The organism is uncultured Ruminococcus sp., from assembly GCF_947301925.1.
Classification (GTDB): Bacteria; Bacillota; Clostridia; order Oscillospirales; family Ruminococcaceae; genus Ruminococcus.
On sequence record NZ_CAMYUE010000003.1, the window covers coordinates 245,177 to 270,623 of the forward strand.

Here is a 25,447-nt window from a genome sequence, read left to right on the forward strand (position 1 = left end):
TAAAAGAGACTGTCTGACGGCAGTCTCTTTTTCATTATCCGAAACTGTAATTGCGTGATTGTTGCTTTTTTGTTCGTTTTGTGTTATAATGCAATAAAACAGTTCATGCAACGAGGTGAATCAGTATGAAAAGGAAAGATTATATAAGCTGGGACGAGTATTTCATGGGCATCGCCATGCTCTCGGCACAGCGCAGCAAGGACAACTCCACACAGGTCGGGGCCTGCATAGTCAACGACAAGCACAAGATCGTATCTGTGGGCTATAACGGTATGCCTACGGGCTGTGATGATGATGATATGCCCTGGGAGCGTGAGGGCGAGACTCCTCTCGATACCAAGTATCCCTTTGTGTGCCATGCGGAGCTGAATGCTATACTCAACAGCAGCTTCGGCAGCCTCAGCGGCTGTACTCTCTATGTTACTCTTTTTCCCTGCAACGAGTGCGCAAAGGCCATAATCCAGTCGGGTATAAAGAGAGTGGTTTACAAGTGCAACAAGTATGCCGATACAGACAGCGTAAAGGCCTCCTGCATACTCTTTGACAAGTGCGGAGTTTCTGTGGAGGAGTACCAGTCCAGCGGCAAGGATATAGTCCTTTCCATGTAACGGGGGAGAAGACGATGATGAAGCGAATTAACTGCTCGGTGCAGCTTTGAAGGGAACGACGCACCGAGTAAGAAGGTTCCAGTGCTGCACCCTTTTATAATACCATTAAATATAAAGGAGCAGTTTTTATGAACGTATATCTTGAAAAACTCGAACGCATAGAATTCATTGTGACTATGTGCTGCACAGGAAAATGCAGGCATTGCAGCGAGGGAGACCACTCCGCATATCACGGCCACATAGACGGAGCCGCTGCCGCAGAGGCGGTGACAGAGGTCTGCCGTCATTACAATATAAAGTCCCTCATGACCTTCGGCGGTGAGCCGCTGCTTTTTCCCGGGACTGTCTGCGCGATACACAGCGCTGCCGCAAAAGCGGGCATAGGCTGCCGCGAGATAATCACCAACGGTTATTTCACTAAAGACAAAGCGCGGATAGCTGAGGTGGCTCATATGCTGGCGGAAAGCGGCGTGAACCGCATACTGCTTTCGGTAGACGCCTTCCATCAGGAGACCATTCCTGCAGAGCCTGTTGAGCTCTTTGCGGAGAGAGCAAGAGCGGAGGGCCTGCCCATAGAGCTGAGTCCCGCATGGCTGGGAGGCAGAGACGCCGATAATCCATATAATGCGGAAACGAGACGGCTTCTGGAGCGCTTTTCGGAAAAAGGCTTCGGTATAGCTGACGGCAATGTTATATTCCCCAAGGGCAATGCACTGAAGTATCTGAGTGACTACACAGAAAGCTTTGCGGATATCGCGGATCCCTATGAGGAAGATCCGCGCCAGCTGCACTCGCTGTGCTTCAGCGCGGACGGAAGTGTGCTGAAAGGCAATATATATGACAATGATATCATTGATATAATAAGAGACTACAGGCCGTAAAAAAGCCCGTGAGCTTAACCGCTATACTCATATAGCAATTTTACGGGTGATATTGAGGGAAACCCTTTTGAAAAAGGGTTCCTCTGACGGAGGCGCGTCCCCTCTGTCACTGCGTGACATCTCCCCGCACTGCGGGGAGTCACCCTCAAACTCCCTTCCTAAAACTTTTAGCATTAAATTTAGCCCGTGCAGGGCGCTTCCCGGTTATTACCGGATTTCACATTTTGTGAAGAGCGCCCTGCACGGGCTAAATTCAGTTATAAAGTCTTTGGAAAAGGGGTTCGGGGAAAGAACCTTTCCTCAGAAAGGTTTTTCCCCGATAATTACGCATAAACTTCTATATAAGCACCACGGTTAAGCTCACGGGCTTTATTTATACTCTTTTCAGGTGGCGGGACTGTTTTTTTCTGCGTTTTTCGTCGTACATCCTGTTATCCGCCTCGGTGACGAAGTAGAATATATCCTGCCCCGTTTTAGGTCTGGCTATGGTATACCCCGTACTTGCGCCGAGAACATAAGGATTGCGGCCGCTGCTGTTTATCTCCGCGATACCGGCCTCTATCCGCTGTGAGAGCTGCTGGGCCTGTTCTTCGGTGTAATCGGCGCCGAACACTATGAACTCATCTCCGCCGAAGCGGCAGAATATCTCGCCGTCTGTGCATACTCTGCGCAGTATCTCCGCTGTATTGCAAATGGCCTGATCGCCTGTACTGTGTCCGTAGGTATCGTTTATGGACTTGAGACCGTCAAGGTCAATGAACATCAGCATGATATCCCGGCTGTTCTTTACACAATCGCGGTATATGTCCTCGGTGGCCTGCACGAAGCCGTTGCGGTTGTATATACCCGAGAAGGTATCCTTGGTATAGAGGTTTGCAAGACGGTCTACGGCGTATTCAAGACACATGAGCTTCCGCAGGTTTTCCAGTGAGTTGCAGATATTAATGCAGAAGGTCTCGAACATGATGTTCTGGAGTGCCAGTCTTGTGCTTTTTATGGCCATATATCCGAGACAGCGCTCGCCGAAGTGCAGGGGAGTGATATAGTATATCTTGCCCGATTCTCCCGTATCAGTCGCAGGAGGCAGTATATCCCTTGACTTTATCTTTCCGCACTCCATGAATTCGCCGTTGACGTAGGCTATGGGCACAGAGACCTCCTCGGTGTAGGCGACGGGGACAGGCTGATCTGTATGGTTTGCTGCTGCAGGATTGTCCACAGCGGTCTCGGAGTCCCAGTTATCGCAGAGACAGAAGTAGAATTCATCGGGATGTATCTCCACGGCAGTGCGCTTCAGTGTGGTTATGTAGTCGTCGAAGTTGTTGCAGGCCTCCAGCTGGGTGGACATCCTGTTCAGAACGGCCATATATATCTGTACGGTCTCAAAGTTGGAATAATTGCGGAAATTGAGATCCTTCAGCTGGTTCACATCAGAGAGAGCATTGTGGCAGCAGCCGCAGCTCTCGGTAAATCTTGCCGACATATTGAGTATGACGTTTCTCTGCTGACGGTTTCCGTTTAAGTGCTCGCGGAGCATCTTGCAGGCAAGTCTGCCCGACATTGTCAGCGGACGGTCTACGGAGGTGAGCTCCACCTGGAAGTTGTGGCTGTTGTAGGTGTTGTCGAAGCCTGTGACCGCAACGTCCTCCGGGACCTTGTAGCCTCTTGAACGCAGAGTTGTTATTGCGGAGGCTGCCATAACGTCATTGGCACAGATAACTGCCCTGGGCATATGGGGCAGGTTATCGGTGAAGTGCTCAATGGCGGCCTTGCCCGAGGGAGCGCGGAAATCGCCGTAGTATATGGCGTCTTCGCTGATGCTGATACCGTTTTCCTTCAGGGCGGTACAGAATGCAGCGAGCCTGTCGGAGCTCTCGGAGTTGTCCGCAGGTCCCGAGATATAGGCGATATCCCTGTAGCCGTGGACCTTTATCATATGCTCGGTTATACTGCGCATGGCGGTCTTGTTGTCGATGCCTATATGATAGAAGCAGGGGACGTCCTTGTCGATGCTTACGGCAGGGATCCCTGCATTTTTTATCTTTTCTGTTATATCCTTCATAACATGACGTGAGGACAGGGTGTTGGTGAGCAGGATAGCGCCGTCGAAGTCTGAGAAATCGGGAAGCTCGAAGATGTTGAATTCGCCGATCTCATGTCTGGGACTGTTCATTTCGCCGCTGAAGGACACAAAGGCCGACACATTGAGACCGAATTCGGCAGCTCCCGAAGATATTCCGCGGAGTATAGCGCTCTGATAGCTCTGGCCTATCTCCTCCACGATCAGCGCGATCCTTTTAGTATCCATTTCTGCCCCTCCTTTCCATATAGTCATGTTATATTGCAATAAAACTATATATTTATTTTACTATACTTTTTGATAAAAATCAATAGATTTTTATTATAATATTCATTGGATATATTAACGCTTCGTTAATATAATTATCCTGAGAGTAATAATCCTGTGGCCGATAACAAATAAGCATACAGCGGAAAGAAGTCGAAAAAACTCTCCGATTCTTGGATAATTTATAATAAATGCCGAAAATCAAGGTGTATATTGACAAATCTCAAAAAAATGGTATACTAATTAGTAGGGGATAACGTCATATTAATGGCTTTATCAAATAATTCCGTATCTGTGCCCGACGCACAGGCGGAAATGCTGCGGAGGGAATTTATGAATATCTGGCACAAGATCAGTCCTAAGAGAATAAATCCCGAAGATTTCATCGCAGTGATCGAGATAGGCAAGGGCAGCAAGATCAAGTATGAGCTCGACAAGGAAACGGGTCTCATCAAAATGGATCGCATACTCTATACCTCAACTCACTATCCTGCGAACTACGGTTTTATCCCGAGGACCTATTCAGACGACAACGACCCCCTCGACGTTCTGGTGCTCTGCTCTGAGCAGCTCATGCCGCTTACGCTGGTAAGATGCTATCCTATCGGAGTTATCAGAATGCTTGACAACGGACATCTCGACGACAAGATCATCGCGATACCCTTTGACGATCCGAATTACAATATGTACAAGGATATCGAGGAGCTTCCGAAGCACATTTTCGATGAGATGACGCATTTCTTCACAGTCTACAAGGAACTTGAAAACAAAACAACAGCCGTTAATGAGGTCGATCATGCCGAAATTGCAAAGAAGATTATCAGCGGGGATATTGAACGCTATATCGAAAACTTCTGCAAGTAAGCGGTGCTCGTACCGAAAATGACTAAAAAGCGAAAGGAGTATCGCGCGTAAAAACGTGCGAAAACAGTATTATGACAGCTTCAAGTGAAATTTTATTCGGCAGCGATTCAAATGTCGCACCTATCGGAATCATCGCAATGAACAGCGTTACCGAGCTCGGCAGCAAGATCGATGACTACCTCGTTGACTGGGCAGGCAAGGGCGGTATCAATGTGGACAGCTTCCTCGTTGAGAGCGAATGCCCCCGTTTCTCGTCAGGCGACGGCAAGGGCCTTATCAAGTCCACTATCCGCGGCAAGGATCTTTTCATTATCGTAGACGTTGGAAACTACAGCATAAAGTATGACTATTTCGGAATGCAGAACGCAATGTCCCCCGACGATCACTTCCAGGATCTCAAGAGGATAATACAGGCTGCAAGCGGCAAGGCACACCGCATAACTGTCATTATGCCCACTCTTTACGGCGGACGTCAGCACAGAAGAAGCTACCGCGAGTCTCTGGACTGCGCCTGCGCACTTCAGGAGCTGGAGGCTATGGGCGTATCCAATATCGTTACCTTCGACGCACACGACCCCAGAGTACAGAACGCTATCCCGCTCATGGGCTTTGACAATGTAATGCCTACCTATCAGGTGCTGAAGGCTATGCTCAAGGACATAAAGGATCTTGACTTCAGCAAGGAGAAGTTCATGGTAGTAAGCCCCGATGAAGGCGCTCTCAACAGAAATATGTACTATGCTTCCGTTCTTGGCGTTGAAATGGGTATGTTCTACAAGAGAAGAGACTACTCCACTATAGTTAACGGCCGCAACCCCATCGTTGCACATGAATATCTGGGCAATCCCGTTGAGGGCAAGGACGTTTTCGTTTCCGACGATATAATCTCATCAGGCGAGTCGATGCTGGACGTTGCCTCCGCTCTCAAGGAGAAGAAGGCAGGAAGGTTCTTTGCTTACGCTACCTACGCTATCTTCACCAACGGCCTTGAAAAGTTCGACAAGGCTTACGAGGACGGCATAATCGACGGCGTATTCGGTACAAACCTTACATACAGGACTCCCGAGCTTCTCAGCAGACCCTGGTTCCATGAGGTTGACGTTTCAAAGTATATCGCATACTTCATTGAAGCTATCAATCATGACGTATCTATCAGCAAGATCATTGATCCTCACACAAAGATACAGAACCTTCTCCAGAAGTATGGCATGAAATAATAGATCACAAAGGCACTGTTCACAAACGGTGCCTTTTTATTTTGTGAAATCTGCGTGAAACCATTGGATAACACTTACAAGAATATTGACAATTATTCGTCAATGTGCTATAATGATACTTGCAAATTTTAATTTGCACAAGCAGTCATTTGTTAAATGATATAAAGGGGGATCTTAAATGCTTCAGTTAAAGGACATCGTGAAGAAGTACGGTGTCGGGGAAAATGTGGTCACAGCCCTTGACGGGGTGAGCATGACCTTCCGTGAGAACGAATTTGTGGCTGTACTCGGCCATTCGGGCTGCGGCAAGACCACACTGCTCAATATCATCGGAGGTCTCGATCACTATACATCGGGCGACCTCATCATCAACGGGGTATCCACAAAACAGTACAAGGACAGAGAGTGGGACGCCTACAGGAACCACTCCATAGGCTTTATTTTCCAGAGCTATAACCTTATACCTCATCAAACAGTGCTCTCAAACGTGGAGCTGGCGCTGACTATCTCGGGCGTTTCCAAGTCGGAGCGCCGCAGACGGGCAAAGGAGGCTCTTGAAAAGGTAGGCCTTGGAGATCAGCTCCACAAGAAGCCCAACCAGATGTCGGGCGGACAGATGCAGCGTGTGGCTATCGCACGAGCTCTTATAAACGATCCTGATATACTCCTTGCCGACGAGCCTACGGGCGCACTTGATTCGGAGACCTCCATACAGGTAATGGAGCTCCTGAAGGACATCGCCAGTGACAGACTGGTAGTCATGGTAACTCACAATCCCGAGCTTGCCGAGCAGTACGCTACCCGTATCGTAAGGATAAAGGACGGAAAGCTCACAGGCGACAGCGATCCCTTTGACGGTGAAAAGCCCGAAAAGGCCGGATCAAAGAAGAATAAGTCCGCAAAGACCGTAAAGAGCGGCAAAAAGGACGCAAAGCAGGAAAAGGATACAAAGAAGGAGCAGCCCGCAAAGGCTGCTGCGGATAAGAAAAAGAAGGTCTCGATGTCCTTCGGTACCGCAGTTTCTCTTTCACTTAACAACCTGATGACCAAGAAGGGAAGAACTCTTCTGACCGCGTTTGCAGGTTCTATCGGTATCATCGGTATCGCCCTGATACTTGCCCTTGCCACAGGCGTTAACGAGCTCATAGACAATATACAGGAGGAGACCCTTTCCTCCTATCCTCTGGAGATAACCAGGGAGAACACCGATACCTCGGGTATGATAGAGGCTCTTATGAAGAACCAGCAGGAGTACGAAGCCCGTACCTTTGAGGACGATAAGGTCTACTCCAACACCCAGGTGTACGATATGTTCAATTCCTTCAATACTGCCGCAAAGCAGATCAACAACATGAAGGACTTCCGTAAATTTGTTGACAGCGACAGCGTCATAGCAGACAAGGCCTCCGCGATCGGCTATTCCTATGATGTGAAAATGCCCGTGTTCACACAGTCTCCCTCGGGCGAGATAATCAAGGTGGACTTTATGGATATGTACGGCAAGGCAATGGGCATGGGGGATTCGGACGTTATGACCGCCACCATGAACAATCCTATGGCAGGCATGGAGATGCAGGCCTTCGGACTCAATGTCATGGAGGAGCTGCTTCCCGGCGAAAACGGTGAATATGTCAGCGACCTTGTCAAGGAGCAGTATGAGGTGGTCAGCGGTAAATGGCCCGAGGACTATGACGAGGCAGTCGTGGTGCTCAGACAGAACAACGAGCTCCCCGATATCATCACCTACGCAATGGGTCTGAAGGATCAGGAGGGCTTCAACGAGAAGCTGAAGGCTATAATGGCAAACGGCGAGATAACCGACTACGGTCAGCTTGAATGGAGCTTCGACGATATAACAGGCAAGAAGTTCAAGATGATACTGCCCTGTGAGTATTACCAGAAGAACGAAGCAGGCAAGGGCTGTATCGACCTGTCTGCAACGGAAAAGGGACTTGAGTTCCTTTACAACTCCGCAGATGTGGGCACGGAGATAAAGATCGTGGGCTTCATAAATGCAAAGGACGGCGTAAAGTCGCCTATGCTGAAGGGCTATATCGGATATACCAGCGCACTTACACAGTACGTCATCGACAAGACCAATAACAGCGAGCTTGTAAAGGCTCAGACAGAGGATAAGGAGAACGACCTTATCACAGGCACAAAGTTCATGTTCGACGGATACGTTGAGCCTACAGCTCAGGAAAAGAAAAAGACCGCTGAGGACTTTATCAGCAGTGCCGATACGGATACAAAGGCCGATATCTACCGTCTGGTGGTATCACAGCCCGATCCCGCACAGCTCAGCGCTCAGGTAGAGGCTGCAATGAAGGACTTTGACCGCAATACCTTTATCGAGCAGATCTCAGGACAGTATGCCGAGGAGCTCGGTATAGACACCACTCAGATCAACGCCTATATCGGTCAGCTCAGCGATGAGGAGATAAAGAGCTATGCCGAGGAGGCTATGGGTCAGCAGATAAAAGAGCAGTATGCAAAGGCAGCTCAGGAGCAGCTGGGCTCGCTTACCAATGCGGAGCTTGCAAAGCTCCTTGACAGCACGCCGCTTACCGATGACAACTACGCTGCTGTATTTGAGAAGTACACTCCCGAGGAGATATCGGATTCCACATATGAGGATGTTCTCAGTACGCTGGGCGTCGCAGATGAGAGCGATCCCTCTATCATACGCATATTTGCAAAAAGCTTCGAGGACAAGGACGAGATCGCCGATGCTATCACGCGCTACAACAAGAGCGCTGAGGAAGCAGATGTCATACACTACACCGATTTCGTGGGACTTCTCATGTCGTCGGTAACAGGCATAATAAGCGGTATATCCTACCTGCTCATTGCATTTGTGGGCATATCCCTTGTGGTATCCTCAATAATGATAGGTATAATCACCTATATCTCAGTGCTCGAGCGTACCCGTGAGATCGGTATACTCAGAGCTATCGGTGCTTCCAAGCACAATGTAAAGACGGTATTCAATGCCGAGACCCTTCTTGTGGGACTGGCGGCAGGTATTATAGGCATAGGAGTATCCGTGCTTCTTACCATTCCCATAAACGCCGTTATCCACAGCGTGACCACTCTTGACAACTTCCGCGCACACGTTCCCGTGGTGGGAGCGATAGTGCTCATAGCCATCAGTATGATACTGACGCTTATCGCAGGTCTTATCCCTGCGGGAGTAGCTGCAAGAAAGGATCCCGTGGAGGCTCTCAGAACAGAATAAAAAAGAAAAGGACTGCAATGCAGTCCTTTTTGTTGTCATTATGAGTATATTTCGGCAAAATCGTTCACCTTTGTGCCAAGATCGGTTATATAGTCCGCAGTGAGCACATCGCTGAAGCCGCATTCCGAAAGCGCCTGACGGAAAGTGAATTCTCCCGAGTTGCAGGATATCCTTGCCATTTTCTCATAGCGCTCCAGAGCCTTGTCGGGAGCGTTGAAGGCGTCCTCAAAGAGGTCGAAGGTCGCCAGCGCCGAGGTGGCGTAGCTTATATAGTATCCCGGGCTCTCAAAGATGTGGGATATCATATACAGGTGATAGTCGCCCACATAGTAGCTGAAAATGTCGTTGAACATATCCACCATTTCCTGCGGCGTCAGGTCGTCCTTTCCCTTGACGGCACGGTATTCAAATTCGCCCACAAGGTAGCCGCTTATGACGGAATCCAGCAGGTCTATTACCTGTTCAAGCTTCATGGCATCGCTGCTGTCTCCGTACAGCTCGTCGTAGAACTGTGTGAAGATGAGCTCAAGTCCCTGGGACTGTATCTCCGCTATATCAAGGTTATTGCGTGAAAGGTAGGTCGGAGTGTCATCGTAGAAGGTAGCGTGGAAGTGTCCGAACTCATGTATAGCCGTGGGGAGCAGCTGATCGTCGTCCATATTGCCTATGAATATGGTTGCACTGGATTCAAGGGGCAGCTCGTCGGTAAAGGCTCCTTCAAACGCAGCTTCATCATTGCATATGGTATAGAGCTTGTCATGGCAGATGAGCTCCGCACTTCTGCCCAGGTCATCGGAGAGCAGGGGAGCGTATTCACTTATGACCTTAAAGGGCTCAGTGTACTCCGTACCCGATGAAAAATATTCGTCCCAGTCGAGATTGTCGATATAAGCGTCTATGAGCTTGTCCATGGCGGGCATCAGCTCTGACTCTATTGAGTCTCCGAGAGCAAGTATCTCCTCGCCGCTGTAGTCCCTGTCGTACTGGGAGTACAGGCTTTCCGCGTCGTAGTCCTTCAGCAGGTCAATGAGTATCTCCGCGCATTTCAGATCCTTTTCATCGTCGCTGAGACTGTCGTCGGCAATGATATCGTAGTATTCGCTGCGCTCCTCGGAGATATCCCAAAAGCTGCTCTCCGATTCTGAGCGGACGGTATCAAGGTCATAGCTGAGATCACCGTAGGATTCGATATCGTCTTCTGTGATAAGGGGCTCGAACAGCTCCTTGTATTCGCTCTGGAAGCCTCGTACAAAGCCGTAGGTCAGAAGGTCGGCTGCTACATACAGTACATTGTATACCTTGTTGTAGGCCTCCTCCGCCTCGTCCTCGGTGTAGTTGGAGTAGAACTCTATTTCCGCATAGGTATGAGCCTCGTATATCCTGTCATAGAGGTCAAGAAGGGCGTCGATGTCCTCCTTTACCGTCTCGCTGTTGGCAGTCTTGCAGATATCCTCCGTGAGAGTGTCCACGGCTGTCTCCACCTCGGAGAGATGGGGACATTCCGCATGACGGACGGGCTCAGAGCCGCCCTCCGCATAGGACTGGCCTATTTCCATTTCCTTTTCATAGTCCCTTTCCCTCGAGCTTCTGGGCACGTTATTGTCCGAGCAGGATATAAGCGAAAGGGTCACCGCACCTGCGGCGAGAAGGGCGATAAAACGGTGTTTCATATATTATCCTTTCTTTTCAGCGGCGCAGCTTTTCAACTGCGGAAGGGATATCGCGTATATCATCGACTATTATGTCTGCATCTGCCAGCTCGTCCCTGCTGCCGAAGCCGTAGCCGCAGCCTATGGACGGAAGACCGTTTTTCACGGCGGTCTCTATGTCGTGGAATCTGTCGCCTATGACGATATAGTCTCCCTCATGCTCGGGAGCTATCCTGCGGAATATCTCATACTTGGGGATAAAGTCATAGGCCTCGCAGCAGTAGAAGCAGTGGAAGAAGCGGTCAAGACGGAACACTCGTTTGTGGCGTTCAAGGTAATGGAAGCGGCAGTTGCTGAGGAATATGAGGGTATAGCCCTTAGCTCTCAGTTCGGAAAGCATATCCTCCGCGCCCTCATAGAGAGCGCCCTCGCCGCTGTCTACTCGCCTTGCCATATCCTCACCCAGCATTACCCTTGCCTTTTCGCGTATTACAGGATCGAGCTCAGGGTGGAACTGATTCCACATATCCGTGGAGTTAAAGCCAAGCCAATGGCTTATCTCCTTGTCGGCGTACTCCCTGTCGGAGATATAGCCGTTATGGGAAAGCCACTTCATAGTGTCACGGAAGGCGGGAGCATAGGTGAGCATGGAGTTGTGTATGGTGCCGTCGTAGTCGAATATGAGGTTTGTCATTATGCCTCTATCTCTCTGATGAGGTTTATCATCTCGATGGCGCCCTCGGCACACTCGCTGCCCTTGTTGCCTGCCTTGGAGCCTGCGCGTTCGATAGCCTGCTCGATATTCTCGGTGGTGATAACGCCGAACATAACGGGGATATCGCTCTGGAGTGATACCTGTGCGATACCCTTGGCAGCCTCGTTGCATACAAGGTCATAGTGTGAGGTGCTGCCTCTTATGATAGCGCCGAGGCAGATAACAGCGTCATACTTGCCGGACTTCGCCATTTTGGAAGCGATGAGGGGGATCTCGAAAGCACCGGGCACCCATGCTATGTCTATGGCGCCGTCGCTGACGTCATGGCGCTTGAGCGTGTCTATAGCGCCGCCCAGCAGCTTTGATGTTATGAACTCGTTGAAACGGGCCACAACGATACCTACTCTTATGTCCTTTGATACAAGCTTGCCTTCATATGTTTTCATGATATTTCTCCTTTTATATTATACTTGTCTGTTGCGTGTGTAATTATCATTCAGGAGCTTTTCAAGCTCCTCCTTCTTTTCGGTTATGTCGAATTTCTTCGGCATTATACCGTTGTTGAACCAGAGATTGAGGGTCTCGCCCGATATTAAATAGGTCACTTTTTTCTTCTGTTTCGCAAAGCCGAACCTGTCGGGGAGGTATACCCTCTGGGTAGTGATATAGGCAAATCTGCCCACGATGAAGTCCAGCACCACCACAACGGTGAGAATGAGGCCTGCAAGGAACAGGAGGCCGTAGCAGGTCATGTGGTAGGTGTCGTTCATGGTCCTTGCGCCGTTCCACTCAAGGAAGCCTATGAGTATCCATGCTGCCCATACGCAGGACCACCAGAGAGCGTCCTTCTTGCGTTTTCTTTTCAGCTTTATTGCAGTCTTTTTCTTCGATACCCTGTTTTTGAACACGAAATAGCCTGCAACTCCCCACAGGGATATGATCGTTACTATACAAAGAACGCATATTGAGATTATTTTCAGCTTTCCCATGTGATATACTCCTTATTTTGTCAGCGGATTTTCATAGCCGTGCTTGCCGTACCAGTCAGCCAGCATTTTTACTGTCTTCATCTTCTTTATGCCCAGATGGAACACGGCGGGCTTGTCGGCGCCCTTGCGGTAGAGCTTCAGGCATTCGCCCAGCTTGTCCTTGGCAAACTCATAGCTGTATTCCTCACGGGGCAGGAGCTTGCAGCCCAGAGGACCTGCGCTTATGACGCCCTGAGGGGACAGGGGGACGAACAGTCCGAATATGGAAAGTATCATTGCTCCCAGGAGAATGGCCCAGGGAACACGGAAGCCCCTGTTGAACACCAGCAGGGCAATATCTGCCGCAATGGCAATAACATATAGCAGCAGGGTGGGAAGGTTCATGACGAAGGACTTTTCCTTCACTTTAACGATGCCGCGGAGCAGGTTGATATCGGTCATAAGAATGACGAGAGTGCCGAGAGAAAGAACTATGGTTGCAAAATACCACCAGATACTCATAATATATCACCTCAATAATCAAGTATATGTCCCATCTTGTCGCGCTTTGTTTTAAGATAGAACAGGTCGTAGGCGGTAGCGTCCACCTGTATGGGTACACGCTCCTTTATTTCCAGTCCGAAGCCGCTGAGTCCGTAGACCTTTTCGGGGTTGTTGGTCAGCAGGCGCAGAGTCTTGCAGCCGAGATCGCGGAGGATCTGTGCGCCGATGTAGTATTCGCGCATATCCCCGGGGAAGCCCAGAGCAAGATTTGCTTCAAGGGTATCCATGCCCTTGTCCTGGAGCTCGTAGGCGCGGAGCTTGTTGATAAGGCCGATCCCTCGTCCTTCCTGCCTCATATAGAGGAGTATGCCGCGGCCTTCCTTTTCGATCTGGGACATGGCCGCCGCAAACTGCTGTCCGCAGTCGCATTTCAGCGAGCCGAAGGCGTCTCCTGTGAGGCACTCGGAGTGTACGCGGCAGAGTATATCCTGTCCGTCGCCTATATCTCCCTTTACCAGCGCCACATGGTGCTCACCGTTGAGCTTGTTGACGTAGCCGAGAGCCCTGAATTCGCCGTATTTGGTGGGAAGCTTGGTGTTGGCCACGCACTCCACAAGGTCATCGTGGACCTTTCTGTACTCCTTCAGCGCCTGTATGGTGATGAACTTCATGCCCCATTCCACAGCCTTTTCCTGAAGCTCGGCAGCTCTCATCATAGTGCCGTCGTCACGCATTATCTCACAGCAAAGGCCGCATTCCTCCAGCCCTGCGATACGCATGAGATCAACAGTAGCTTCGGTATGTCCCTCCCGTTCGAGAACGCCGTTCTTCCTTGCCATAAGGGGGAACATATGCCCGGGCTTGCGGAAATCGTCGGGCTTGGCGTCGGGAGATACGCACATTCTTGCGGTATAGCCTCTCTCCGCCGCGGATATGCCCGTAGTGGTGTCCACATGGTCTATGGATACCGTAAAGGCGGTGCAGTGATTGTCGGTGTTGTAGTCCACCATCTGGTGAAGGTGGAGTTTGTCACATAGGGCGGCACTCATGGGCATACAAATGAGACCCTTTGCGTGAGCTGCCATGAAGTTTACATTTTCGGTCGTTGCGAACTGAGCAGCGCATATCATATCGCCCTCGTTCTCGCGGTCCTCGTCGTCGGTGACGAGGATTATCTCGCCGTTTCGGAGAGCCTCGCAGGCCTCCTCGACAGTGCTGTACTGAAACATTAATTATTCTCCTTGCTGATAGTATAATTTATATAAAGCCGTGCTTTGCCAGCATCTCCATGCTGAGACTGCTCTGAGGAGCAGCTTCCGCAGGCTTCATGAGCTTTTCCACATACTTGCCGATGATATCGTTTTCAAGATTTACCGTATCGCCGACCTTTTTCGCGGAAAGTATGGTCTGCGAAGCGGTGTGTGGGATAATGGACACGCTGAATGAGCCTTCCGCAACTGCCGCCACCGTAAGGCTTATGCCGTCAATGACAATGGAGCCCTTTTCCACGATGTACCGCAGCAGATGAGGAGCTGCGCTCACTGTGTACCACACGGCGATGCCGTCGTTTCTGATATTGGTTATGGTGCCTGTGCCGTCGATATGCCCGGAGACGATATGTCCGCCGAAGCGTCCGCCCGCAGCCATAGCCCTTTCCAGGTTTACGGGACTGCCCGCTGTAAGGCTGCCCAGAGACGAGCGGCTGAGAGTCTCGTTCATGACGTCTGCGCGGAACACTCCGCCGCCGAAGTCCGTGACCGTAAGGCATACTCCGTTTACGGCTATGCTGTCTCCGAGATGAACGTCCTCCAGCACCTTTTTTGCCTGTATCTCAATGAATGAGGAGCTGCCCGACCGCTGTATGCGGCTGACTCTGCCAACCTCCTCGATTATTCCCGTGAACATTACTTATAGACCACCTTTCCTTCGATCAGGATATCTGTGCCTATACGCTGTATTTTCGTATTTTCTATCATGTAGGCATTGTCTGGGGTTTTTACTCCCGTACCCTCGACAGGCGTTTTTGCGTTACGTCCGCCGAATATCTTCGGGGCGATGTAGGCTTTTACCTTGGTGACCAGTTCGTGGCGGAACAGATCCTCGATAAGTTCTCCTCCGCCCTCTACAAGTATGCTGTCTATCTTTTTTTCTGACAGTTTCCTTACTAAAGTATACAGATCTACACGGCTGGGGTTAGGCACGGTCGATATTATCGTGCAGCCCATTTCTTCGAGGATATGCCTTTTTTCACGTTTTTCGCGGTCATAGCCCTTGTTGCAGCTGGTCATAGCGATTATAGTCGGAACGTCTTTTGCAGTCTGTACTATCTTGCTTTCAAGAGGTATCCTGAGATTTGAGTCGCATATTATCCTTATTGGGTTTCTGCCGTTTTCAAGGCGGCAGGTGAGCAGGGGATCGTCCGCAAGAACAGTGCCTATACCCACCATTATGGCGGAGTGCCTCAGCCTTTCGCGCTGTACGTCAAGTCTTGCTTCTTCTCCCGTTATCCATTTGGACTCGCCTGTGCAGGTCGCTATCTTGCCGTCCAGTGTCATTGCGTATTTTACTGTAATAAACGGCCATGCTTTAGTGATATAGTGGAAGAATATCTCGTTGAGGGCGTCGCATTCCTCTTGGAGTATGCCCTCGATGACCTCTATGCCGTGCTCGCGGAGTATCTTCACTCCCTTGCCCGCCACAAGGGGATTGGGGTCGGCAGAGCCGATAAACACCCGCTTTATGCCGTGGGCTATGACAGCGTCGGTGCAGGGAGGCTGCTTGCCGTGGTGGCAGCAGGGCTCCAGAGTTACATACATATCCGCACCTGTACAGTCTATGCCCTTTTCGTCGCAGTATGCAAAGGCGGAGCGCTCTGCGTGGAGGTCTCCGTATTTTTTGTGATAGCCGCTGCCTATTATCTGTCCGCCGCGGACGATGACAGCTCCCACCATGGGGTTGGGCGATGTGAAGCCCATACCCTTTTTGGCAAGCTCGAGAGCCTCGCACATAAATTCTTCGTTAGTCATTGTTTCTCCATAGGATTATTTTGGTAGGGAACGCCGCTCCCGGCATTCCGGGTGTTCATGTAAATAGAAAAAGCCCCGTGATTCGGGGCATAAACTCTTATACTGCACTCAGCGTGCGGTTTATCTTCTTTCATCCGGACTTTACCGTCGGCTTCGGAATCACACCGAATCAACCCAAAGGCTCGCAGGCTATAACTGCCGGTCAGGACTTTCACCTAACCCCGAAGATAAAAAGTGGATATTCAGTTATTCTTCGGTAGCGTATGCCGGGAGCGGAGGCACTCCGCCTGCCGGTAGGGAATTACACCCTGCCCCGAAGATATATAAGATCCAAGACCTAAGATCTAAGATCTAAGATCTAAGAATTAAGACATGAGAATTGGTATATAAGAGTTTTATTCAGAACTATGCTTCTTAGTTCTTAGTTCTTAGCTCTTAGTTCTCAACTGTTATTATATCACTGTGTTATACATTTGTCAATATCCTATTGACTAAATCTTAAAAAAGGGGTATAATATGTATATTACATCATAAGGAGTGTTTTTAATGAGCGAATGTACACACGACTGCTCAAGCTGCGGAAGCGACTGCGGCAGCAGACAGGAGCCTCAGAGCCTTCTGGAGCAGCCCAACAAGATGAGCAGCATCGGCAAGGTCATCGGAGTTGTCAGCGGTAAGGGCGGAGTCGGCAAGACTCTCGTTTCATCCATGCTTGCAGTTTCGCTTCAGAGACTTGGCAAGAACGTGGGAATCATGGACGCAGATATCACAGGTCCTTCAATACCGAAGGCTTTCGGCGTTCATCAGAAGGCTGACGCCTGTGAATTCGGCATAATCCCTGCAAAGACCAAAATGGGTCTTGATATAATGTCTATCAATCTTCTCCTTGAGAACGAGTCCGATCCCGTTGTCTGGAGAGGCCCCGTTATCGCCGGAGTGGTAAAGCAGTTCTGGACAGATGTTATCTGGAAGGACATTGACTGTCTGGTAGTTGATATGCCTCCCGGAACAGGCGACGTTCCGCTGACAGTGTTCCAGTCCCTGCCCGTAGACGGTATCGTTATCGTAACATCACCGCAGGAGCTTGTATCCATGATAGTTGAGAAGGCCGTAAAGATGGCAAAGCTCATGAATATACCTATTCTCGGTATCATCGAGAATATGAGCTATTTTGAATGTCCCGACTGCGGCAAGCGCCACAGCATATACGGCGAGAGCCACATCGAGGAGATCGCTGCACAGTACGATATCCCCGTGCTTGCGAAGCTCCCCATTGATCCACAGCTTGCAAAGCTCTGCGATCAGGGCACTATCGAGCTTTTCGAGGGCGAATGGCTCACAGAAGCTGCCGAGAAGATCATTTCGGAATAAATGCAGGGGACGCCTGTCCAGGCGTCCCTTTTTGTGTTATGATACAAGAAAAGGGAGGAATGATCCGCCCTTTAGTTTTTATATGAAAACGGGAGCCCGAGGGCGGGCTCCCCTACATCAGCGATACTTATAAACCGTCGCCGCCTCGAAGCCGTCCAGCAGGGTAGTCATTCTTCCGAATGCCATACCTGTGCCCTTGGCTACGCAGTTTATGGAGTCCTTGGCGATATTGCAGCTTATACCCAGAGTACGCTTTATCAGCTGAGTAAGTCCGCCGAGAAGTGCGCCGCCTCCTGTGAGGAGAAGTCCGTTGTCGTAGATATCTCCCACCAGCTCGGGGGGAGCGTCCTCCAGTACCTTGCGGATAGCCTCCATGATAGCGAAGGTGTCGTCCTCGATAGCCTCAAAGAGCTCTGTTTCGCTGAGGAGCACCTGTGCGGGAAGTCCCTTGAGGAGACTTCTTCCCTTGACCAGATATGTCATCTCGTCGCTGGGGTCGTAGAGGTTGCACAGCTCTATCTTTACCTTCTCGGCAGTCCTTTCGCCGATGAGGAGCTTGTACTTGTTCTGCATATACTTTATTATCGAGCGGTCTATGGAGTTGCCTGCCACCTTGACGGTATGTGAGGTAACAACGCCGTTCATGGAGACGATAGCCACATCTGTGGTGCCGCCGCCGATGTCAACTATCATGTGTCCCTTTGCCTTGGTGATGTTCACGCCTGCACCTATCATTGCGGCGATAGGCTCCTGAATGAGGTATACCTGGCGGGAGCCTGCACTCTTTGCGGCGTCCACCACGGCACGGCTCTCGATGTCGGTGATGAAGGAGGGGATACAGATAACGATACGGGGCTTCATGAGCTGTCTGCCCGTAACCTTGAGTATGAACTCCCTTATCATGCTGTGGGTCAGGTCGTCATCGGAGATGACTCCCTCGCTGATAGGACGCTTTACCGCGATATAATCGGGGTTCCTGCCTATCATCTCATAGGCCTCCTTGCCTACAGCGAGGACTCTTTCCGTCCTGGTGTTGTAGGCTATGACCGAGGGCTCGCTGAGGACAACGCCCTTGTTGCCCATGGTCATAACTATATTTGATGTGCCAAGGTCTATTCCGATATCAGTATTTGCCATTTCTACGTTCCTTTCTTACTGCCCGAAGGGGGAGGAGCTGTCATGTCTGTCCGTCCCTGCAAGCATATGGCGCAGGCAGGTGTAACGCCTTGTGCGCTTGTTGTTGTCTACCATTTTATTTATATTCTCCTCGTTCCCGATAAGAATGAGGAGCTTTTTTGCTCTTGTAACTGCCGTGTACAGCAGATTTCTGTAGCACAGCTTGTCGAAGCCGCCCATTATGGGGAGGATCACCGCTTCAAACTCGCAGCCCTGACTCTTGTGTACGGTGACTGCGTAGGCAAGATCCACCTGTGACAGCAGATCGAAGGTATAGGCGGCCTTTCGTCCGTCGAAGTCGATATACGCAAGGGAGCTCCTGTTGTCGATGCTGATTATGCGGCCGATATCTCCGTTGAAGATACCTGCGCCCTGTTCGCCGTCCTTTGACCAGGTGATGTCGTAGTTGTTGCGGGTCTGCATGACCTTGTCGCCCTCGCGGTAGGTGTATACGTAGCCCTTTTTCTCCTGCTTGTTCCGTGCGGGAGGGTTTAGCTCGTCCTGAAGGAGCTTGTTGAGCTCCACGGTTCCTGTTACGCCCTTGCGTGAGGGAGTAAGCACCTGTATATCCTCGGTGGGGGAGTAGCCGTAGGCCTTGGGGAGCCTTGTTTTTGCAAGGTCGGTTATGAGCTTCAGCGCCTGCTGATAATCGGTGCGCCTGAAGAAGAAGAAGTCGCTGTCCTTGCGGGTGAGGTCGGGATATTCTCCCGCAACTATCTTATGGGCGTTGGTGACTATGCAGCTCTGCTGAGCCTGACGGAATATCTCCTTCAGCTCCGTAACGGGGACTATCCTGCTGTCGATTATGTCGCCCAGAAGGTTGCCTGCGCCCACTGAGGGCAGCTGGTCGCTGTCGCCCACCATTATGAGCCTGCATCCGAGACGTACTGCACGGAGCAGCTTCTCGAACAGCACCACGTCCACCATTGACATCTCGTCGATGACAAGCACGTCGCAGTCCAGGGGATTGTTCTCATTGTGGGCGAAGGTGAGCCTGTCCCCCGAATCGTAAACTACTTCCAGGAGGCGGTGTATGGTCTTTGCCTCGCAGCCTGCAAGGTCCGACATACGCTTGGCAGCCCGTCCCGTGGGGGCTGCAAGGAGCACCTTCATGCCCTTTTTCTCGAATATGGATATGATAGCGTTGAGGGTGGTTGTCTTGCCTGTACCGGGACCGCCCGTCAGCACCATCAGACCTCTTGAAACAGCGGTGGTTATTGCCTGCCGCTGGAGCTTTTCGTATTTTATGTTATGCTCCTCCTCCTCGATGTCGATGAGAACGTCATAATCGAAGTCCTCGGGGGAGGAGAAATCCTTCAGTATATGTATCCTGTCCGCAATGAAGCTCTCCGCGTAGAAGTAGTCTGGAAGGTAGACGAATTCCACCTCGTTCCTGACGTACTCGAAAAGCTCGTTATCGTCAAGCGCGGCATTGTATGCGGCGTAGAAGTCACTTTCGGTTACGCCCAGGGTGTCCTGGGTCTTTTTTGCCAGCACCTCCAGAGGCAGGCAGGTGTGGCCTATGCCGCCGTTTGCGCGGAGTATGTACTGCACTCCCGCGATTATCCTCTTGTTGTCATTGCGAGCTATGTGCATATCGTGGGCGATAGTGTCGGCCTTTGAGAAGTCCAGCTCGATGCACTCGCCGCAGAGCAGGTAGGGGTTCAGCTTCAGCAGTGTCATGGCGTCGGAGCCGAATTTGCGGTAGGTGTTCATGGCGAAGCGGGACTTCACCTCATACTGGGACAGAAATGCCATAAGGTTCCGAAGGCAGAAAAGCTTCTGCGCCTCGGCAGCTATCTCATCGCACTTCTTCGGTGATATGCCCTTTATCTCCGCAAGACGGAATGGAGCGTTCTCCATGATATCGAGAGTGCGGTCGCCGAACACGTCAACTATTTTCCGCGCAAGGCCGGGGCCTATGCCCTTGACGGCTCCGGAAGCAAGATACTTCTCGATGTTTACCACGGTCTCGGGGAGCTTTCTCTCACAGTATACCGCGCTGAACTGTGTTCCGAAGCGGGGGTGGGTGATATAGCTGCCCTCGAGGATAAGACCCTCGCCCTCCTCGATATCGCCGAGCTCTCCCACAACGGTGATGAGCTCGCCGCCTGCATCAAGGTCAAGGACGATATAGCCGTTATTCTCGTTTTTGTAAAGGACATTCTCCACCGTGCCCTCGATGTGAAGGACCTCGTGCTCCACCGCTTTCACCTCTGCACATAAAAATACATCATATATTATACCACAAAGCTGAAAAAAAAGCAACACCGAGAAATATATTTCTCATGGGCAGGGATTGCGGAGATACCTTCTCATTGCCCTGTCCGCCCCATGGGGGAGTACCAGCTCGGCGGCGTGGTATACCGAGCAGAACTCCCTGCACAGCTCAAGCTGCTGATCTGTGCCGCCTATGTCAATTAGAAGTATAGTGCCGATAAAGGTGCTCCCGTCCTCGATGAGAGAGGCAATGTATTCCAGACGCTGCGGGAGCTCATCGTCCTCCGCAAGTACGGGTATCACGGTACACAGGGGATAGCTTCTTCTCCTGAGCTTTGAGCATACGAAAAAGCAGCATATCTCTATGGCTGCAATGAAGAATACAACGGTCAGGGCTGTTATCTCGGCAGTTTCCATACGACCACTCCTTTCGCTGTATTATATGCGGCAGGAGGGGTTCGGGTTACGGCTCAGAGGGGCTTTCTTATGAGCATACACTGTGAGGATTTGACAAATCCCAGCTTTTCAGCCGTTCTTGAAGAACCGTGATTTGAGCGCTGACAGGTCCATGTGGGACGTCTTTCGGGGAGTATCTCCCGTATCAGTGCGGCAGCTGCCGCAGCGGCAAGCCCCCGTTTACGGTGGAGCTCTGCCGTCTCTATACCTATATCTGCCTCGGTGCTGCTTACAGCCGAAGTAAACGCCCATGCGGCAGGCTCGTCTCCCTGCATGACGCATACTCCCATACCGTTTTCAAGGTATTCATCATAGTCCCTCCAGTAGAGAGAGGGAGGCACTCTGCCTTCAAGTCTGCCGAAAAGCTCCCTGTCGATAGGGCTGAGGGTATAGCCTTCGGGGAGAGGCATATCTGGTGCGCTGTCACAGGGATAGGAGTATATATCCCGTGGGATAAGCTCCACTCCGCCAAGCGAGTCAAGGAAGGCGCATACGGCTTCATCGCTGCACATGAGCTTCAGCTCCTCGCTGACGGTGAAGCTGTGGAGTTCCCTCAGTGACGCTTCATCGGGTATCCCCGTGAAAAAAGAGAAGTTGTTTCTGTGGCGGAAAAGTATGCAGTTCCCGAAGCGGTATATCCTGCCGCTCTGGAAGCCCTCTGCTATTGACAGGGGATAGACTCTGCATATGGGCACATTCTCAGCCGCAGAGATAAACGAATTGTATTCAGCAGGGGAAATAAGTTCCATGTTATCACCTCATAATTATCATATCGTAACAGAAAAGCTCCCCGGAAGGGAGCCTTATGTCATATTATCCTGTTCACACAGGGAACCAGCTTCAGCAGTCTTGTTATAGCATATGATACAGCCAGTGTGACTATAAATATGCCTATGACAGCTAATGTACCGCCGTGGTCGAAGGGATTGAACTTCATTACAGCGTATATGAACTTCAGCACTGCCATGTGTATCAGGTAGATACCGAATGAGCAGCTGTCAAGCTCTGCGGCAATGGTGTCCAGTACAGGCACTTCGCTGTTCTTTGTTCTGCGTATATAGCCGAATGCTCCCAAAGAAGCCGCCAGATACACGGGGAAGGAGTAAACGCTGAGCATGGAGTTTATCTTTGTACTTGCTTCGGGTGCTTCCGACGCATTTGAGGTGCTGTATACCGTCAGCATAGCGATTATTCCCAGACTTATGAGGAACATAAGTCCGCTTGCATTCTTCGGAAGCTTTATTATCCCCGTATGCATTGCATGACCGAGGAAGAGATACAGCGGATATACCGTGAACACACAGATGTAGAACGAAAGCTTTTTGCCCGATATGGTCTCTATAAGCGGCAGCACCGTAAGGAACACGGTGTATACGAGCAGCAGATACTTTATATCGTTTGCTTTGGCGTTGCTGCTTATGAGCTTGTATATGGGGAGCATTATATAGACCGCCAGCATAAGGTAGATATACCACATATGCGGCCAGCCTGTTCCCTGAAAGATATCGGTGAGGATATCCTTTACCGTTGCGCCTGCGGAGCGGTGTGCCGTGGTAAATGTATCAAATACCGAGAACAGCACCGAGAATACAACAAGAGCAAGCGCCATTCTCGGGATATACTTTCCGAAAAGCTTCTTTGCAGAAAGCTCGCGGTTCCTGTCAAGGAGCAGCGCTCCCGAAGCCATAACAAAGCAGGGAACTGCCCACATCATGGCGTTTCGCAGCGAGAGCATAAGACTCTGCTGTCCGGTTGTGGTTGAATAATTATTAGCAGTGTAGACAGTGTGCAGTATTACTACTGCGATACACGCAAGAGCTTTTATGCGGCTCAGATAGAGCACGCGCCCTTTTTTTACCATGTCAGTCCACCGCCGCCGCCTGCAAGGCAGCCTCCGTTGGGATCTTCTGTAGGTGCCTGAGTAGGTGCATCTGTGGGAGCTACATAAACTGTTGTGGGCTCAACATAGGGTGCCTGAGTGTATACGGGCTCCACATATGCGGGCTGAGTATAAACGGGCTCTTCATAATACTGAGCGTCGATGTTGTTGTTAGCCTCGGGGTTGACCTCGGAAACGGGCTCGGTTGCGTTCTGTGCAGCAAGCTCTGCGGCAGCCTTCTCGGCTTCCTTTGTGCTTACCTTGTCGCCTGACTCCTTGGAAACGTACTCGATATATGCAACGTCACCTTCAAGCTTGATCTCGCCCTCGTCGATATCGCCGAAGGGGAACTGGTGGAGCTCTGCGGTCTTGTTGTCAGTGAACTCGATCTTTATTGTATACTCAACTGTGGCAACAGCCTCGCTGTCTCCGTAGGTAACATCGCTGACCTTGTTGGGAACATAGTAGAGAAGACGTCTCTCGTTCTTGACATAGGGATCCTTCTCGTCGATCATGTTGGAGGGATATTCCTCCTCGGTCTCAGCCTTTACGGTGAAGCTCTTGATGTCTTTGCCTGTCTTGTTGTCAAGAGTGAGGACGTATACCGAGTCGCCAGCGGCTCTGTCACCGATAAGCTTCATCATATCGGTGGATGTGGTGGGCTCTGTGGAGACCTGTGCAGTAGTGCTGGCAGCCTCAGTAGGTGCCTGGGATATCTCGGCGGCAGGTGTGGTGTTTCCGCAGCTTATAAGCGCAAGTGCGCATACGAAGGCAATGGTCGCAAATATTTTTCTCATTTTTTTATCTCCTTTTTTCAGCTCATTACAGTTTGTTTCTGATACATCCAGGTACCTGTCTGTTTGTACTGGATCATATAGCCGTTCTTACCTGTTTCATTCTGGAAGTCGGGGTCGCATACATAGAGTGTTCCGTTTATTGTTACCTCGACCCATGAATGAGGTCCGTAGCCGCCCTTGGCAAGGGGAACCTGACCTGATATCATGTGGGCGTCATAGCCAAGAAGCTTAGCCATCTCACAGAACATAGCCGCCATTACATAGCAGTTGCCCTTTCTGTTCTTGAAGCCGTAGTCAGCATACCACTCCATGGTAGTCTTGGCGTCCTGGGGGAAATTGGGATCCTGCTTGCGTCCGTAATAGGTTATGCCGGCAGCGTCATTGAAGGCCTTCTTCAGATCCTTTCCGATGACGTTGAGTCTAGCCTGTGCAAGGGGATACGACGCAGTAGTAGTTGTGGTCGTGGTGGAAGTTGGAGTGGTAATGGTGGTCACGTTCCACTTTGCGCCTGTGGCGTAGTAATCCTTCTTGGGGAGAACTACCTGTGCTATCTCGTTGGGAGTGAAGGTGGTCTTTTCAACTATGACTTCCTTGGCTGTTACGCTTATCTCGCCGTCCTTGTACTGTACCGACTCTACAACGATATCGGGAGTATAGTCCGGTGTGGTAGGCGCCAGTGAGGATACCTTGGTAACGAAGCCCATATTAACATAGCCCGATACGCCGTTGATGGTCACATGGCCGAAGTTGCCGTCTGCGGTGCCGTTGGCGTGGGTTATGGTGAACTTGGTGCCGGGATATATCTTGCCGATAGAGGCTGAGTTGTAATCATGTTCTTTTCTTATGTTCATATACTCCGTTACAGCAGCAGAGGGAGTATAAATGCCTGCATATGTATTGGTGCAGCCGCATGAGAGCTTCTCAACGCTCTTGACGCCGAACCTTGAGGGATCGAATCTTACGGGCTTCAGGAGCAGTACGGAATCTGCGAAGAACTCGTCGTTGTACTTGGAAAACAGGCTGTTTATGGTATCTGCCGAGAAATACTTTGAGAGAGCGTTCTTCAGCTCTGTCTGTGAGGTGACAACTGCTTCTCCCTCACTGAGCGGGAGCTTTTTCATAGCGTCGGTAACAGCGCTGTCAGCGGACTTGGTGTTGGTCTGCTTGAACTTCAGGGCTCTCTCAGTAGCCAGCAGGAGCTTTCTCAGCTCAGCCATATCGTAAACGTCAACGCTCTTGTCGCCGTTGATATCAGCCACCTTGGCCTGATCCTCTGTGAGTATCTTCTTTCCCAGGATATGATCCTGGAGGATAGTGAGATCGTCGGCTGATATAACACCGTCACCGTTGAGATCGCCTGTGGCGGCTGCGTTTACAGCTGCGGGCATGACTCCCGTGGCGGCTATCATGCCTGCCAGTATGACACTGAGCACCTTTGGATGTTTCATATATTTATCTTCCTTTCAGGTTTATCTTATGACTTCCATATTAACATAACGAAGCGACAGAAGAAAATGTGACATGAAATTAG

General features: G+C 50.6%; 22 protein-coding genes and 1 riboswitch. Of the genes, 6 read left to right on the forward strand and 16 right to left on the reverse strand.

Annotated elements, in window-relative coordinates:
• Window positions 1-125: 125 nt before the first annotated feature.
• On the forward strand, window positions 126-608 hold the full coding sequence (locus Q0Y65_RS06575) for a dCMP deaminase family protein (RefSeq protein ID WP_297958381.1): 483 nt from the start codon (window positions 126-128) through the stop codon (window positions 606-608).
• Between the two features lie 128 nt (window positions 609-736).
• Complete coding sequence (locus Q0Y65_RS06580; RefSeq protein WP_297958383.1) at window positions 737-1,489, forward strand: radical SAM protein; 753 nt, start codon at window positions 737-739, stop codon at window positions 1,487-1,489.
• Window positions 1,490-1,862: 373 nt separating this feature from the next.
• On the opposite strand, the gene Q0Y65_RS06585 is transcribed toward Q0Y65_RS06580, so the two are convergent.
• A complete protein-coding gene (locus Q0Y65_RS06585; RefSeq protein WP_297958385.1) occupies window positions 1,863-3,797 on the reverse strand; it encodes a GGDEF domain-containing protein in 1,935 nt (644 codons plus the stop codon).
• Window positions 3,798-4,169: 372 nt separating this feature from the next.
• On the opposite strand from Q0Y65_RS06585, the gene Q0Y65_RS06590 reads away from it, so the two are divergent.
• The 3 genes from Q0Y65_RS06590 (at window position 4,170) to Q0Y65_RS06600 (ending at window position 9,155) form a co-directional block, all read left to right on the forward strand.
• A complete protein-coding gene (locus Q0Y65_RS06590; RefSeq protein ID WP_297958387.1) occupies window positions 4,170-4,700 on the forward strand; it encodes an inorganic diphosphatase in 531 nt (176 codons plus the stop codon).
• Window positions 4,701-4,771: 71 nt separating this feature from the next.
• A complete protein-coding gene (locus Q0Y65_RS06595; RefSeq protein WP_297958388.1) occupies window positions 4,772-5,917 on the forward strand; it encodes a ribose-phosphate pyrophosphokinase in 1,146 nt (381 codons plus the stop codon).
• Between the two features lie 178 nt (window positions 5,918-6,095).
• A complete protein-coding gene (locus Q0Y65_RS06600) occupies window positions 6,096-9,155 on the forward strand; it encodes an ABC transporter ATP-binding protein/permease (protein WP_297958390.1) in 3,060 nt (1,019 codons plus the stop codon).
• 38 nt (window positions 9,156-9,193) lie between these two features.
• On the opposite strand, the gene Q0Y65_RS06605 is transcribed toward Q0Y65_RS06600, so the two are convergent.
• Genes Q0Y65_RS06605 through ribD form a run of 8 tightly spaced genes read right to left on the reverse strand, consistent with a single transcriptional unit; the run spans window position 9,194 to window position 16,017 of the window.
• Window positions 9,194-10,825 carry a hypothetical protein gene (locus tag Q0Y65_RS06605; RefSeq protein ID WP_297958391.1) on the reverse strand — a complete coding sequence of 544 codons (1,632 nt, stop codon included), beginning with the start codon at window positions 10,823-10,825 and terminating at the stop codon, window positions 9,194-9,196.
• Between the two features lie 16 nt (window positions 10,826-10,841).
• Window positions 10,842-11,498, reverse strand: a complete 657-nt coding sequence (locus tag Q0Y65_RS06610) for an HAD family hydrolase (protein ID WP_297958393.1) — start codon at window positions 11,496-11,498, stop codon at window positions 10,842-10,844.
• Window positions 11,498-11,965 (reverse strand): 6,7-dimethyl-8-ribityllumazine synthase, encoded by a 468-nt coding sequence (gene ribE / locus Q0Y65_RS06615; protein ID WP_019678426.1) that lies wholly within the window; start codon window positions 11,963-11,965, stop codon window positions 11,498-11,500. The genes Q0Y65_RS06610 and ribE overlap by 1 nt, the downstream gene beginning before the upstream one ends.
• A gap of 18 nt (window positions 11,966-11,983) precedes the next feature.
• On the reverse strand, window positions 11,984-12,508 hold the full coding sequence (locus tag Q0Y65_RS06620) for a hypothetical protein (RefSeq protein ID WP_297958397.1): 525 nt from the start codon (window positions 12,506-12,508) through the stop codon (window positions 11,984-11,986).
• Between the two features lie 12 nt (window positions 12,509-12,520).
• Window positions 12,521-13,009 carry a hypothetical protein gene (locus tag Q0Y65_RS06625; protein WP_297958399.1) on the reverse strand — a complete coding sequence of 163 codons (489 nt, stop codon included), beginning with the start codon at window positions 13,007-13,009 and terminating at the stop codon, window positions 12,521-12,523.
• Between the two features lie 11 nt (window positions 13,010-13,020).
• Window positions 13,021-14,220, reverse strand: a complete 1,200-nt coding sequence (locus Q0Y65_RS06630; RefSeq protein WP_297958400.1) for a bifunctional 3,4-dihydroxy-2-butanone-4-phosphate synthase/GTP cyclohydrolase II — start codon at window positions 14,218-14,220, stop codon at window positions 13,021-13,023.
• A 28-nt stretch (window positions 14,221-14,248) separates the two neighbouring features.
• A complete protein-coding gene (locus Q0Y65_RS06635) occupies window positions 14,249-14,896 on the reverse strand; it encodes a riboflavin synthase (RefSeq protein WP_297958402.1) in 648 nt (215 codons plus the stop codon).
• On the reverse strand, window positions 14,896-16,017 hold the full coding sequence (gene ribD, locus Q0Y65_RS06640) for a bifunctional diaminohydroxyphosphoribosylaminopyrimidine deaminase/5-amino-6-(5-phosphoribosylamino)uracil reductase RibD (protein WP_297958403.1): 1,122 nt from the start codon (window positions 16,015-16,017) through the stop codon (window positions 14,896-14,898). Before ribD ends, Q0Y65_RS06635 begins: the two co-directional genes overlap by 1 nt.
• A 118-nt stretch (window positions 16,018-16,135) precedes the next feature.
• Window positions 16,136-16,250: riboswitch (FMN riboswitch) on the reverse strand.
• Between the two features lie 313 nt (window positions 16,251-16,563).
• On the opposite strand from ribD, the gene Q0Y65_RS06645 reads away from it, so the two are divergent.
• Complete coding sequence (locus Q0Y65_RS06645) at window positions 16,564-17,388, forward strand: Mrp/NBP35 family ATP-binding protein (protein WP_297958404.1); 825 nt, start codon at window positions 16,564-16,566, stop codon at window positions 17,386-17,388.
• Between the two features lie 117 nt (window positions 17,389-17,505).
• Here the strand turns inward: Q0Y65_RS06645 and Q0Y65_RS06650 are convergent, their stop codons facing one another.
• The 7 genes from Q0Y65_RS06650 to Q0Y65_RS06680 form a co-directional block, all read right to left on the reverse strand.
• On the reverse strand, window positions 17,506-18,525 hold the full coding sequence (locus Q0Y65_RS06650) for a rod shape-determining protein (protein WP_297958405.1): 1,020 nt from the start codon (window positions 18,523-18,525) through the stop codon (window positions 17,506-17,508).
• A 15-nt stretch (window positions 18,526-18,540) separates the two neighbouring features.
• A complete protein-coding gene (locus Q0Y65_RS06655) occupies window positions 18,541-20,769 on the reverse strand; it encodes an ATP-dependent RecD-like DNA helicase (RefSeq protein WP_297958406.1) in 2,229 nt (742 codons plus the stop codon).
• An 81-nt stretch (window positions 20,770-20,850) separates the two neighbouring features.
• On the reverse strand, window positions 20,851-21,201 hold the full coding sequence (locus Q0Y65_RS06660; protein WP_297958407.1) for a hypothetical protein: 351 nt from the start codon (window positions 21,199-21,201) through the stop codon (window positions 20,851-20,853).
• A 53-nt stretch (window positions 21,202-21,254) separates the two neighbouring features.
• Entirely contained in the window at window positions 21,255-21,989 is a 735-nt protein-coding gene (locus Q0Y65_RS06665) for a GNAT family N-acetyltransferase (protein WP_297958408.1), read from the reverse strand.
• A gap of 59 nt (window positions 21,990-22,048) precedes the next feature.
• A complete protein-coding gene (locus tag Q0Y65_RS06670; protein ID WP_297958409.1) occupies window positions 22,049-23,101 on the reverse strand; it encodes an acyltransferase in 1,053 nt (350 codons plus the stop codon).
• Window positions 23,095-23,916: a hypothetical protein gene (locus tag Q0Y65_RS06675; RefSeq protein ID WP_297958410.1), complete on the reverse strand. Its 822-nt coding sequence runs from the start codon at window positions 23,914-23,916 to the stop codon at window positions 23,095-23,097. Before Q0Y65_RS06675 ends, Q0Y65_RS06670 begins: the two co-directional genes overlap by 7 nt.
• A 17-nt stretch (window positions 23,917-23,933) precedes the next feature.
• Window positions 23,934-25,364, reverse strand: coding sequence for a dockerin type I domain-containing protein (locus Q0Y65_RS06680; protein WP_297958411.1), 1,431 nt, complete (start codon window positions 25,362-25,364; stop codon window positions 23,934-23,936).
• Window positions 25,365-25,447 lie beyond the last annotated feature (83 nt).

Coding starts and splice junctions, on each gene's coding strand:
- Q0Y65_RS06575 (WP_297958381.1), top strand. CDS start 126: ATGAAAAGGAAAGATTATATAAGCTGGGACGAGTATTTCATGGGCATC.
- Q0Y65_RS06580 (WP_297958383.1), top strand. CDS start 737: ATGAACGTATATCTTGAAAAACTCGAACGCATAGAATTCATTGTGACT.
- Q0Y65_RS06585 (WP_297958385.1), bottom strand. CDS start 3,797: ATGGATACTAAAAGGATCGCGCTGATCGTGGAGGAGATAGGCCAGAGC.
- Q0Y65_RS06590 (WP_297958387.1), top strand. CDS start 4,170: ATGAATATCTGGCACAAGATCAGTCCTAAGAGAATAAATCCCGAAGAT.
- Q0Y65_RS06595 (WP_297958388.1), top strand. CDS start 4,772: ATGACAGCTTCAAGTGAAATTTTATTCGGCAGCGATTCAAATGTCGCA.
- Q0Y65_RS06600 (WP_297958390.1), top strand. CDS start 6,096: ATGCTTCAGTTAAAGGACATCGTGAAGAAGTACGGTGTCGGGGAAAAT.
- Q0Y65_RS06605 (WP_297958391.1), bottom strand. CDS start 10,825: ATGAAACACCGTTTTATCGCCCTTCTCGCCGCAGGTGCGGTGACCCTT.
- Q0Y65_RS06610 (WP_297958393.1), bottom strand. CDS start 11,498: ATGACAAACCTCATATTCGACTACGACGGCACCATACACAACTCCATG.
- ribE (WP_019678426.1), bottom strand. CDS start 11,965: ATGAAAACATATGAAGGCAAGCTTGTATCAAAGGACATAAGAGTAGGT.
- Q0Y65_RS06620 (WP_297958397.1), bottom strand. CDS start 12,508: ATGGGAAAGCTGAAAATAATCTCAATATGCGTTCTTTGTATAGTAACG.
- Q0Y65_RS06625 (WP_297958399.1), bottom strand. CDS start 13,009: ATGAGTATCTGGTGGTATTTTGCAACCATAGTTCTTTCTCTCGGCACT.
- Q0Y65_RS06630 (WP_297958400.1), bottom strand. CDS start 14,220: ATGTTTCAGTACAGCACTGTCGAGGAGGCCTGCGAGGCTCTCCGAAAC.
- Q0Y65_RS06635 (WP_297958402.1), bottom strand. CDS start 14,896: ATGTTCACGGGAATAATCGAGGAGGTTGGCAGAGTCAGCCGCATACAG.
- ribD (WP_297958403.1), bottom strand. CDS start 16,017: ATGACTAACGAAGAATTTATGTGCGAGGCTCTCGAGCTTGCCAAAAAG.
- Q0Y65_RS06645 (WP_297958404.1), top strand. CDS start 16,564: ATGAGCGAATGTACACACGACTGCTCAAGCTGCGGAAGCGACTGCGGC.
- Q0Y65_RS06650 (WP_297958405.1), bottom strand. CDS start 18,525: ATGGCAAATACTGATATCGGAATAGACCTTGGCACATCAAATATAGTT.
- Q0Y65_RS06660 (WP_297958407.1), bottom strand. CDS start 21,201: ATGGAAACTGCCGAGATAACAGCCCTGACCGTTGTATTCTTCATTGCA.
- Q0Y65_RS06665 (WP_297958408.1), bottom strand. CDS start 21,989: ATGGAACTTATTTCCCCTGCTGAATACAATTCGTTTATCTCTGCGGCT.
- Q0Y65_RS06670 (WP_297958409.1), bottom strand. CDS start 23,101: ATGGTAAAAAAAGGGCGCGTGCTCTATCTGAGCCGCATAAAAGCTCTT.
- Q0Y65_RS06675 (WP_297958410.1), bottom strand. CDS start 23,916: ATGAGAAAAATATTTGCGACCATTGCCTTCGTATGCGCACTTGCGCTT.
- Q0Y65_RS06680 (WP_297958411.1), bottom strand. CDS start 25,364: ATGAAACATCCAAAGGTGCTCAGTGTCATACTGGCAGGCATGATAGCC.